The organism is Pseudoalteromonas sp. S558 (assembly GCF_005886635.1).
GTDB lineage: Bacteria > Pseudomonadota > Gammaproteobacteria > Enterobacterales > Alteromonadaceae > Pseudoalteromonas > Pseudoalteromonas aliena.
This window is the reverse complement of the sequence record NZ_PNDU01000012.1, coordinates 43272-55919: the sequence shown is the minus strand read 5'-3', so window position 1 is coordinate 55919 and position 12648 is coordinate 43272. Positions and strand designations below refer to the sequence as shown.

At 39.5% G+C, this 12648-nt stretch carries 9 protein-coding genes; 8 read left to right on the top strand and 1 reads right to left on the bottom strand.

Annotation, left to right across the window (positions count from 1 at the left end):
• The first annotated feature begins 457 nt into the window (after nt 1-457).
• The 8 genes from CWB66_RS01055 (at nt 458) to CWB66_RS01020 (ending at nt 10293) form a co-directional block, all read left to right on the top strand.
• Entirely contained in the window at nt 458-1210 is a 753-nt protein-coding gene (locus tag CWB66_RS01055) for a DUF3450 domain-containing protein (protein WP_138584005.1), read from the top strand.
• Between the two features lie 10 nt (nt 1211-1220).
• Entirely contained in the window at nt 1221-2588 is a 1368-nt protein-coding gene (locus tag CWB66_RS01050; RefSeq protein ID WP_138584004.1) for a MotA/TolQ/ExbB proton channel family protein, read from the top strand.
• Nucleotides 2589-2591: 3 nt separating this feature from the next.
• Nucleotides 2592-3119 (top strand): MotA/TolQ/ExbB proton channel family protein, encoded by a 528-nt coding sequence (locus CWB66_RS01045; protein ID WP_077535308.1) that lies wholly within the window; start codon nt 2592-2594, stop codon nt 3117-3119.
• A gap of 50 nt (nt 3120-3169) precedes the next feature.
• Nucleotides 3170-3580: an ExbD/TolR family protein gene (locus CWB66_RS01040; RefSeq protein ID WP_077535309.1), complete on the top strand. Its 411-nt coding sequence runs from the start codon at nt 3170-3172 to the stop codon at nt 3578-3580.
• Nucleotides 3581-3589: 9 nt separating this feature from the next.
• Nucleotides 3590-4195 (top strand): energy transducer TonB, encoded by a 606-nt coding sequence (locus tag CWB66_RS01035; RefSeq protein WP_138584003.1) that lies wholly within the window; start codon nt 3590-3592, stop codon nt 4193-4195.
• A gap of 51 nt (nt 4196-4246) precedes the next feature.
• The gene (locus CWB66_RS01030; protein WP_138584002.1) at nt 4247-5587 is read left to right on the top strand and encodes a tetratricopeptide repeat protein; all 1341 of its coding nucleotides are present in this window, start codon (nt 4247-4249) and stop codon (nt 5585-5587) included.
• Nucleotides 5588-5883: 296 nt separating this feature from the next.
• Complete coding sequence (locus tag CWB66_RS01025; RefSeq protein ID WP_077535312.1) at nt 5884-7497, top strand: beta-helix domain-containing protein; 1614 nt, start codon at nt 5884-5886, stop codon at nt 7495-7497.
• A 72-nt stretch (nt 7498-7569) separates the two neighbouring features.
• The gene (locus CWB66_RS01020; protein WP_077535313.1) at nt 7570-10293 is read left to right on the top strand and encodes a TonB-dependent receptor plug domain-containing protein; all 2724 of its coding nucleotides are present in this window, start codon (nt 7570-7572) and stop codon (nt 10291-10293) included.
• Between the two features lie 615 nt (nt 10294-10908).
• Here CWB66_RS01020 and CWB66_RS01015 read toward each other — a convergent pair.
• Nucleotides 10909-12621 (bottom strand): GGDEF domain-containing response regulator, encoded by a 1713-nt coding sequence (locus CWB66_RS01015; RefSeq protein WP_252371697.1) that lies wholly within the window; start codon nt 12619-12621, stop codon nt 10909-10911.
• Between the last annotated feature and the right edge of the window lie 27 nt (nt 12622-12648).

The window sequence follows — 12648 nt, the reverse complement described above, 5'->3', positions numbered from 1 at the left end:
GCAGGCGGTTTGGTATTTAGGCAAGGCAGCGCCTATGTAGTGTGGTTATTCCCCATAAATAGGCGATAACGCAGCATAAATGCCAAACATGCGCTGCCCTTTGGGTTCTACCTAGGGACGATTTACTCTTTGTTGCTCGGTTTTTACTTAGTTCACTCGATTACAAACCTCACGCCGCGATTAAATCGCCCCTAGATTGAACAAATTTAAATTAAAACACATAAATTGAAGGGTGTTTGATTAATTAATATCCCTTCTTTTTGTCAAATCCCCTTTGTAAGTCTTTATTGTTACCACTGTCATAAAATCGACTTTTTTACGCAACATCCTTGTCATGTTTTATCTATAAACTCCTGCTCATTGAAATTCTAAAGTCATAAATTATTTATATTACAAAGTTTATGACCTTAAAAAACAAACTAGCAAATCCGCTAATTAACGAGTAAAGGTGTATGCGATGAAAGGCGTTAAACCATTAATCTTAGCTAGTATTGTGGCCGCAAGTGCAGCAGTACACGCAAACGATTTAGATAAGGTTATTGATAAAAGCAGTGAAATTAATAAATCAGCTGCGCAATCACAAACAAAAATAGACAAGATTGCAGATTCAATGCAAGGTCGTTTACAGCAATTTAAAACCCTCAATAAAGAGATTGATGGCTTAGCTGTTTACAACGCCCAGCTAACTAAGCAGTTAAATAATCAAATAGAAGAAATGGAATCCTTAAATCTGTCAATGGATCAGGTTTCTATTATTGAACGTCAAATTACACCATTAATGATGCGTATGATCACAGGCCTTGAGCAATTTGTATCGCTTGATGTGCCATTTTTACAAGATGAGCGTGCAAAACGGTTAGCCTCTTTAAAAACCATGATGGATCGCGCTGATATTACGTCAAGCGAAAAATTTCGTCGCGTACTTGAAGCTTACCAGGTCGAAGTTGATTACGGCCGTACAATTGAAGCGTATACCGCGTTGTTAGAGGTAAGTGGAAAAGAGCGTGAAGTGGACTTTTTACGTATCGGCCGTTTAGAGCTTATTTATTTAACACGTGATGGTAAAAAAGCCGGTAGCTGGGATGCACAAACAAAATCGTTTACAGCATTAGCTGATTCAACAATAAGCCAAATCAACAAAGGTTTACGCATAGCGCGCAAGCAACTTGCCCCAGATATGTTAACTCTGCCAGTACATGCAGCAAAATAAGAGGTTAAAAATGAAATTGTTTACACAAATGACAAAAATGGCTTTATTTGCTGCAAGTATTAGCTTTGCCGGTGCCAGTGTAGCTGCTGAGGCAATGAACCTTGATTCACTCCTTAAAACGCTAGAAGAAGGAAAATCTGTTCAAACTGCAGAAAATAAACAGCGTGAACAAATGTTTGCCACACGTCAAAACGAACAAGTACAAATGTTAAAAGACACACAAGCAAAGCGTAATCAAATGCTTGTTGAATCTGAGCGATTAGAAACACAGTTTGAAGAAAATGAAGTTAAGCTTGCAAATTTAACTGACACTTTATCTAAGCGCATGGGCTCACTCAAAGAGCTATTTGGTGTATTGCAGCAAGTTGCAGGTGATTCGAGCAATAAGTTCGCAACGTCTGTGGTATCTGCACAATTACCAGGTCGTAGTGCATTTATGGACGACCTTGCTCAAAAGATGGGATCGACTTCAAAGCTTGCATCAATCGAAGATATAGAAAAAGTATGGTACGAATTACAACGCGAAATGACAGAGCAGGGCAAAGTAAGTCGCTTTACTACCACGGTTATAGTTGAAGGCGGTAATAAAGCAGAGCAAGAAGTAATGCGAGTAGGTGCTTTTAACTTAATCTCGAACGGTAAATACGTAGAGTATAACCCAGTTACAAATACGCTAAGTGAGCTTACTCGCCAACCTGTATCTCGTTATACAGCGACAGCGGGTGATTTACAAAATGCCAAAAGTGGTGTTGTGCAGTTTGCGCTAGACCCAACGGGTGGTTCAATCTTAGGTTTATTAGTGCAAGCCCCAGACACCGTTGAGCAAGTACATCAAGGTGGAGCCGTTGGTTACGTTATTTTAGGTGTGGGTCTATTGGCACTTTTAATTGCGATTGAGCGCTTTGTATCTTTACTACTGGTAGGTGGCAAAATCCGTCGTCAGTTAAAGGATAATATAGCGCGAGATGACAATCCATTGGGTCGAGTTATGAAAGTAAAAGACGATTACCCAAATGTAGCCTACGACACGCTTGAGCTTAAATTAAGTGAAGCTATTTTACGTGAAATGCCAAAAATCACTCGTAATTTAACACTTATCAAAATTATTTCAGTGGTTGCTCCGCTATTGGGCTTACTCGGCACAGTAACCGGTATGATCAACACATTCCAAGCAATCACATTATTTGGTACTGGGGATCCTAAGTTAATGGCGGGTGGTATTTCTCAAGCACTAGTCACTACGGTACTGGGTTTGGTTGTGGCGATCCCTACTGTATTTATATACACACTACTTAATACTCGCTCAAAAGGTTTATTGCTTATTTTACAAGAGCAGAGCGCGGGAATTATAGCCCAACGAAGTGAGAAAGGAGAATAAACCATGGTGCTATTGATTGACTCAATCAATGCTATCCGTGATTTTCTCGACACTGGTGGCCAAGTTCTCTTGGTCATCGGGGTGTTAATCTTCGCGATGTGGTTATTGATACTTGAGCGATTTATTTATTTTTTTAATGGCTTTCGTGGTTATAAAAAAGATGTCAAAAACACATGGACTACTCGCCAAGAACGTAACAGTTGGAATGCTGAGCAAATACGCCAAGCAATGATCTCGCGAGCGAGCATGCGACTTAACACTAATTTACCCTTAATTAATGTAATGGTTGCGTTATGCCCGCTACTTGGGTTGTTAGGAACCGTAACCGGAATGATCGAAGTATTTGATGTTATGGCAATTACAGGTACGGGCAGTGCCCGTTCAATGGCATCGGGTGTATCTAAAGCAACTATTCCAACAATGGCGGGCATGGTGGGTGCGTTATCAGGTGTATTTGCCTCAACGTATTTACAACGTAAAGCAAAACGCGAAGTAGAACTTCTTGAAGACAGCATGGTATTAGACCATTAAGTATATTTTGATAAGCGGCTATATACAGTCGCTTATTCTAGGAGAATAAAATGAGAGCACCTTTAGGTAATTTAATGCAAGAAGATGAGGCTGAAGAAATAAACATGACACCTATGCTAGATGTTGTTTTTATTATGCTTATTTTCTTTATTGTAACAGCGTCGTTCGTAAAAGAGGCCGGTATAGATGTGAACCGCCCTGAAGCTGCAACAGCAGTAAAAAAAGAACGTGCAAACATATTAGTGGCTATTTCAGATCAAGGTGAAATTTGGATCAACAAGCGTCAAATTGATATACGTGCAGTTCAAGCAAATATTGAACGCTTAAAAGCTGAAAACCCACAAGGTAGTGTTGTCATTCAGGCAGACAAAAAGTCTACAACCGATACTTTAATTAAAGTAATGGATGCAGCACGCGCCGCTGGTGTGTTTGATGTGTCGATTGCAGCTCAAGAAGCATAAGGGTTAGTAATGCGTTATTTAGTAGCATTAATTGTAGCCGGTGTAGTGACTTTTATGCTGTTTTTAGGCATGCAAGCACTGATCACCGGTGGCGAAGGGGCAATGAGTGAGCCTGCTAAGGGCAATGTACTTGATTTTGTAAGGCTTAAAAAAGAAGAGAGCCTACAAAAGAAAGAACGAAAACCACAAAAACCACCGACACCAAAGGAGCCACCGCCGCCGATGGAATCACCACAGATGCAAAGTAGCGATGCGACTGCAAATGCTAATAACTTTGACTTTGGAGCAAATGTGGATGCGGATGTAAACCTATCGGGTGGCTTATCACTGGACTCAAGTGACGGTGAATATTTACCCATTGTAAAAGTAGCCCCTGTATACCCACGCCGTGCTTTATCACGGGGTATAGAAGGTTACGTTATTGTTGAATTTACAGTAACTAAGCAAGGCACTGTGCGTGAACCTCATGTTTTAAAAGCAGAGCCTGAGTCACTGTTTGACAGAGCGGCTATGGATGCAGCGCTTAAATTTAAATATAAACCACGCGTAGTGAATGGCGAAGCCGTTGAAGTTGCGGGTGTTCAGAACAAAATTTCTTTCCAGATCAGTGGTTAATTTAGCGATTAATTAAACCTACGAATAAATGGTTCGAAAAGTGAGATGATTATGAAATCAATGACAACATTACGACCTGTAGCAAAACTTTTGAAATTAACACTTTTTTGCACCGCAGCAATAAGTACAAGTATTATTGCTCCTAGTGCGTTGAGCATTTTACCCAGCGTAGATGTCGCCACAGCCAATGCAGCGCAAGAGCAAAAAACTAAACGAGTGCCTGCATTGCGTGAAAAGGTGTACAGCCAATTGGCGCGAGCGCAAAAACTAGCTGACGATGGCGACGTTAAAGCAGGGCTTGAGGCACTAGATACCATCAATGAGCGCTCATCAAGTATGAATTCATACGAAATTGCGATGATGCATAACTTTTATGGGTTTATTTATTACAACGAAAACGACTTACCAAAAGCAATAGCTTCGTTTGAAAAAGTAGTTGCAGAGGAAGGAATTCCCGAGTCATTGCGTGTAAGCACTACATTTAGCTTAGCGCAATTGGCAATGGCTAACAGTGATTACAAAAAAGTGATTTCATTTTTAGATAAATGGGATGACATTAATACTAAACCCATCACCGAAAGTTATTACTTATTACGAGCACAAACCTACTATCAGCTAAAAGATTACAATAAAGGGCTGGAGTATATTTCTAAAGTAATAAAATTAAGTGATGATGAAGGTAAAACACCTAAAGAAAACTGGTTGGTATTACAACGTGCAATGCATTACTCGCTTAATCAAACTGATAAAGTAGTCGCAGTATTGGAGCGTATGGTAAAGCTGTATAACAAGCCAGAATATTGGATTCAGTTATCGGGTATGTATGGTGAAACAGGGCAAGAGAAACAGCAACTTGCTGTTATTGAGGCTGCTTATCAACAAGGGTTTTTAACCTCAAAATCTGATTTACGTCAACTTGCTCAAGTGTACTTATACAATGGTTTAGCTTACAAAGCAGGCGTAGTTATGAGTAAAGCAATTGAGGCGGGTATTGCTGAGAGAACGGCAAAAAATTACGCGTTTGTAGCCGAAGCCATGATCCAAGCTAAAGAAGACGATAAGTCAATTGCATACTTTGTTAAGGCAGCCGATTTATCGGTTAATGGCAAGTACGATCAACGCTTAGCGGAAGTGTATGTCAATACTGAGCAATATGAAGAGGCGGCCGACGCTGCGCGTAAAGCACTAGATAAAGGCTCACTTGATTTTGAATCAAATGCCTTTGTTGCTCTTGGTATGGCGCAGTATAATTTACAAAATTTCGATGCCTCAATTTTAGCGTTTGAACAAGCTGAGAAACACAAAAAATCTCAGCGTTTAGCGCAGCAATGGATCAAGTATGTAAAGCGTGAAAAAGTACATGCCGAAACACTTAGAACGGCATTACTTTGATCCCTATTTAACACGTTATTTGTATAGCAAAAAACCAATTTCATAATCGCACTATGCAAACCGCCTTAAATTTATTTTAGGCGGTTTTTTCGTTTTATTTTAAGTAACCATTTGAATTTAATAAATTAACGTTGTCATCTTATGTTTATTAAAGTGTAACGGCGCTGTCATACAGCTCCCGTAAGGTAGTCGCAGCTAAGAACTCAAGTGACCTAAATACATCAACTTATGTACTTAGGTGACTTGAGTTTAATAAAACGCTAACAAAATAATTAAATACTTTAACGGAGTGAACAATGAAATTATCTGGTTTATTTAAAGTCAGCCTAGTAGCTGCTGCAATCTCACTTACTGGTTGTGGTGGTGATATTAACGTTACACCTACAACTGCTGATAACAGTGTAGACAATAGTGTAGACAATTCGGTGACTAACCCAGGTGGTAACAGTGGTGAAACTGTTACGTGTGCTACATACACATTAGATGGCGCGACATTTACAGGTGAGGCCAAAGGCGTTAACTGTCTTTATAGCCAAGCATTTGCAAGCAATGCTAAAGAAATCACCAGCTCTTTTGTCATTTCTGCATTAGATAACGATGGTGCGCATGTGTTTGAAGGTGCGTTATTTATTGGTGATGATGTAGACACATCAACAGGCGCTACAATTGACGGCAATGGCCCTACATTATCTATTGAAGCCGGTGCGACAATTGCTTTTACTAAGCCTGAGAGTTTTATTCGTGTTGCACGTGGCGCAAATATTGAAGCAATTGGTGAAGTAGATAAGCCAATTATTTTCACAAGTATCAAAGAAGTTGATGGCGATGATTCAACAACAGCACAAATTGGTGACTGGGGTGGCGTACAGGTAAATGGTCGTGGCCATTCTATTCGTTGTACAACAGCAGCTGCTGCACAAGACATGTGTAATCACTCTGCTGAAGGTATTGTATCTTACTACGGTGGTAATGATCCGCAAGATAACAGCGGTATCCTTAAGCATATCGTTATTAAATATGCGGGCTTTGGTGTTGAAGGTGATGAACTCAATGGTTTAACTCTAAATGCTGTCGGTTCAGGTACAACCATTGATTACGTGCATGTACATAATGGTTTCGATGATGGTATTGAGCTATTTGGTGGCAGCGTTAACCTTAAGCATATTGTTGTTACTGATACAGGCGATGACGGCATTGACTGGGATGAAGGCTGGAAAGGTTTTGGACAATTTATTCTTGTTCGTTCAAATGAATATGGTAACCATGGCTTTGAAACAGATGGCGCAAAGGTAGATCCATTATCAGCAGACGCTCAAGATTTAGTAACAACCGTTTCTAACCCAACGATTGCTAATGCAACGGTTGTAACTACGGGTGACCAAGGCGCAGATGGACGCCGTACTGGTGCCGGTATGGAAATGAAAGAATGGGGTAAGGCGCAATTAGCTAACATGCTGTTTGTAAACTCGTCATCTGTAGATGGTGCCGGTTGTTTTGATTTATACAATGAAAAAGACAAATCAGGCGATGCAGGTGTGCATGCCAATGCAAATAAAGGCGATATTGCATTTATGAGCTCAATTTTTGCCTGTGGTAAAAACTTTGAAAACGTAAATACAGCTTTAACGGGTTCATTAGCTAGTTTTGATGTAAGCACTTGGTTTACAGGTGGCGATAATAACCAGTTAATTGGTTTTGCTGATTTTGCAAATGTGCTTGGTGCCGATGGTGTTTCAACTGCTGCAACTATTACTGATTCACAAGGTACTGCTGTTGCAACAACGGCTAAAGACATGAGCGAAGTTAACGCTTTCTTTACTAACGCAGGCTACATTGGTGCGCTTAAAGAAGGTGAGTCAAGCGAGTGGGCTAGTTTTGTAGCTGCATCTTTACAACGCGCTAGTAATTAATCTAGACCGGCTCTAATTATAAGGCGCTACGGCGCCTTTTTTAAGGGAACTTTAGGTTTAGAGGATATAAATATGAAACATCAAAAGCAGTTTAAAACTAATCTAATAACTTTATCGCTGCTCTCCCTTTTTTCTTCATTTCATTCTTTCGCTGAACAGGCACAAGAAATAATAAATGATGAGGCTATAGAAGAAGTTGTTGCAACAGGCACGCGTCTTAAAGGGAGTGCGAGCGCAGTTATTGATGAGCGTAAAAATCAGGCATTCGTCGCTGATATAATGGGCGCTGAGCAAATCTCTCGAACGGGTGACAGTGACGCCGCTTCGGCACTTCGTCGTGTTACAGGCTTGTCGTTAGTTAATGATAAGTTTATTTATGTACGTGGATTAGGTGAGCGTTATTCAAGTGTGCGTTTAAATGGCGCTGTAGTGCCAAGCCCTGATTTAACAAGAAACGTTATTCCACTTGATATTTTTCCATCAAGTATTATTGAATCTTTGGCTGTTCAAAAAGCCTACTCACCTAATATGCCGGCAGCATTTGGTGGTGGTGACGTTAACATTAGAACAAAAAGCATTCCAAGTGATACGTTATTTAAAGTCGAAATTGGCGCAAGCTATAAAGATACAAATGACGAAGGCTATACATATAATGGCGGCAGTGATGATTGGCTTGGCCAAGATGATGGCACGCGAGCATTACCTAATAGCGTTAAAACAGCGTTAAATACGTATATTAATGGCTTATCTGATATTTCATACCGAAATATCAGAGACGTAGAATCAAAGCGCACGGGAGCTGATATAGGTCAAGCTGCAGCGATTGATTTAAATAAAAGTTTAGCTAAAGCGTTGCCAAGAGACTTTGGCTTGGAAAAAGAAAGCTTGAACCCTGATGCCGGTATTAAAGCGGTCTACGGCGATCGTTTTGATAACTTATTTGGCTTAGATGGATCTTTTGGTTTTTTAGCGTCAGTTGCTTATGAAAATGAATGGTCAAATGCTGAAAAGTTTAGCGCAGTCCTTTCTTCAGTTGACGCATCGGAGTCTGCTTGTTCACAAGATGACTTTACCTGCTACTCTGCAACAGAAAAAGAAGTGTCGACAAAGCATAATATAAAGTTAAATAGCTCTTTAAATTTAGGGTATAAAATACAGGGCCATGATTTAACTGCAACCTACATGATGTTGCGAGACACTGAAGATGAAGCCTCTGTTGCATTGTACCAAGAGCCATCAAAGTCATTAAGCATCGATGCTGGTCAATTACAGCGCAGCCACTTAACCTCTTTTGAAGAGCGCGAATTAGAAATACTTCAGCTTCGTGGTACGCATAATTTAGAGTGGGGATTTTTGCAAGGTGTAGGTGTTGATTGGCAATACACTGATTCTACAGCAACAACAAGTATCCCAGGCGAGCTTAAAGTAACGGTTCGTGATGAATACCTTGATGGTAAATATAAACGCACATTTTACAACGGTAGCTTAGGGGGCAATCCCTATTTGTATCGATTTGTTGAGTTAGAAGACGATGTAGAAAACTGGGGCGTTAATGTAAATAAAGTTTTTTACTTTGACAATGCCGAAGTTGAAATTGCGGGTGGCGGTTATTTTGTAGAAAAAACACGTGACTACCGTACCGACTTTTTTAACTATCGCTTTAGCCAAACTCAAGCTTTAGAGCTCGCGCAAAGTGAAGATGAAGCACTGTCAATCGGCAGTTTTTTTGCTAATGACTCTGTTATTGATTCAACTGATGTCGAGTTGTTATTCCAAGAACCAACAGCCGATGATTATCTTGCAGCGCAAATGATTGATGCTTATTACGGCTCTTTTGACATAACGTTTGCTCAAGATTGGCGCTTAAGTGGTGGCGTACGCTATGAAGATTTTCGCCAAGTTGCTTTAGCTTTTTCTCGCTCAGCATTTAATCCTGCTTTGCTAGCTGACAAGCTAAGTGCAGATGCGATAGAACAAGCAAGTGTCATGGAAGATGATTATTTTACTTCACTATCTATGACGTATAGCCAAGAGGCATATCAAATTCGTTTTGGATATGGCAGTACGGTTGTTCGCCCTGATTTACGTGAGCTAAGTCCTGTTCAATTCCAAGATCCGCTTACAGGATACCGTACTCTAGGTAATCCATTCTTAGAGTCTAGCGCTTTAGATAACTTTGATGCGCGTATCGAATTTTATATGGACAATGGCGATAACTACTCTGTTGGCGCTTTTTATAAAGATATCGATAAACCAATTGAAGCACTGTTAACTGAAAGTGATGGCCGTTTCACCCTGCAGTTTGATAACGCTGATACAGCCTATGTTTATGGTATTGAAGCCGAATGGTTAACTGAGTTGCACAGTGATTTTCTTGGCGGTGCTTTCTTTACTTCTGGTAACTTAACACTCAGTGATTCAGAAGTTGAAATTGCACAGGAGCAGCGCGGCGATCTGACAAACCTAAAACGACGCATGACAGGTCATTCAAAATACGTTGCTAATTTACAATTGAATTACGATTCGCATGATGGCATGCATCAAGCCTCTGTTATCTATAATGTATTTGGTGATCGTATTTTAGCTGCGGGTGTTAATAACTTTGATGATGCTTACGAGCAACCTTTAAACTCGTTAGACATGGTCTATAGTTATTACCCTACCTTTAACACCACGCTGACATTTAAGGTGAAGAATATGTTAGGACAAAATTTTGAAGTTAATCAAAATGATGTGTTAATACGTTCTCAAGAAACACCGAGAGAGTTGAGCTTAAGCTTTAGTTATGAATTTTAACACTCTCTAATAAATAGCAGTTACAGTAAGTATTACTTAGCCCTACCAAATGTAGGGCTTTTTATTGCTTGTTATTTATGAAATCAATAATAGTGTCGTAAGGGGGATGGTAATACCAACCTGCATAAATCTTTGCCTAGTTCTAGCGTAATTTTCTTAACGTTAAATAGACCCCATATATAAGTAGATTGGTATAAATAGTGTTTTGGTTATGTGCCTAAGTGAATGAGCATTAATTTAACCGATTACGGCTCATACTTTAGAGAATCCGCTAATTATTTTTGAACCTAGTTTGGGTATTGCAAGATTTAGGCTTTGCGTGTAATCAACACGATGCCAAATTGAACTGATAATCAGTGGCTAGTTTCTTTCAAACAATATGCTTTACTCGCAACTTTTAAGTTACATTATAAAATATTTTTGTTTTATGGATAGCGTAATTGAGGCTACGATGAACTTAGGGTTATTCGAATGCACATTTACAACGTTCCTTCTACATTTTTTGGGTAAACTCCGATACCCAGTTCTTCATATGATCTTATACACTTAGTTTATGCTTTTTCAGTTATTCAAAAAATTAGTGTTATTAAGCAAAATATAGGGTAGATATTTAATTTAATGGATAGGCTTTTTTACCATATTTTGGATCCATGCGGTCATACTATCAGCAGACATGGGTTTGGCAATATAATACCCTTGCCCGAGACGGCACCCCATATCAATTAAGACCTGTTCATGCTCTAAAGATTCTACTCCTTCTGCAATCAGGTTATAGCCAAACGCTTGACTGAGCGCCACAATACAGGTGACGATGGATCTATCTTCACCGTCTGATAGGAGTTTTTTGATAAAACTTTTATCTATTTTTAAAGTGTCTAATGGTAATTTTTTTAAATAGCTTAAAGAGGCATAGCCTGTACCAAAATCATCTAAGGCAATACTAACCCCTAAATTACGACAACCTTCAAGCACATCTACAGCTTGGTCAATGTTTCCAATTGTTGTGCTTTCTAGAATTTCTAATTCTAGTGTCTTAGATCCCATGCTATGTGTACTTAATAATAGGTCGTTTAAATTTTCGACAAAACCCTCACTGAGTAAATGTGCTGGAGAGATATTAGCACTCATGGCTAGCTGTGTATTTTGCCAAATTTCATGTTGTTTTAAGGCTTCGCATAGCACCCACTCACCCATTAAAATCCCAATACAGGGATGCTCTAGTGCATCAGAAAAGTCAGCTGGATATAGCAAACCTAAAGTTGGATGATTCCAGCGTATTAATGCTTCAACGCCTATTAAACGCTGGTCTGTCATGTCTACCTTTGGTTGATAATGTAAAATAAATTCGTTACGGGCAATCCCTTTTTCGGCGGCCATTAGTAGAGTATGTTTAGCATGTCTTCGGCTTTCTTCTTCAGGATCATAAAATAGAACTTTATTCGTACCTAAGGTCTTAGCTTGATACATAGTTTGGTCTGCTCTGCGTAGAATATCATCACAGCTTAAACCAGCATCATTGGTAAGAGCCACTCCAATACTTGCTGACGCTTGTACTGAGCAAGCGTATTCCTTTAATAGAATAGGGTCATTGATCTCAATAAGAACATTTTGCAGAAGATCTTCATATTCTTGATTTGTGTGTAAGGATCCTTTTAATAGCAGGACAAATTCATCACCTCCAATACGTGCAAGGGTGTCTTCTTTACGAGCAATAAGCTTTAGTCGATTGGCGATGGTTGTTAAAACAAAATCTCCTATTTCATGCCCGTATTTATCGTTAATGGGTTTGAAATTATCTAAATCTAGATAGGCAACAGCGAGTGTCTGCCCAGAAGCGATCGCATTGCTAAGCTGTTCGAGTAAGGTTGGCCGACTGGCTAACCCCGTTAAACTGTCATAATGTGCCATATTATGGAGGTTTTTCTCTAACGTGGCTCGTTGAATTGAGCTAGATATAGAATGCAGAAGTTGAGTACTCTTTAATTTATCTTTTAATAAATAGTCACTTGCACCAAGTCGCATAGCTTCAGCTGCAATATTTTCATCGCCTAGGCCCGTGACCATTATAACGGCACAATGATGATTCACAGACTTTCTAATGTTACTGAGTAAGGTAAGCCCTGAACTGATCCCCAACCGATAATCAACAATAATACAATCAAACTCTTTTTTTTCTAGACAAGACATAGAATCTTCTAACGAAGAGGCTTCAAAAATGTTAGCTTGCATACTAGAACGAGAGACCATACGACGTATTAGCTCCCTATCAATACTATCGTCATCAACAATGAGAAGGTTAACGCTATCGGACAGATCAAATTTTTCCATTGTATTTACCCTGTTCATCATAATCAT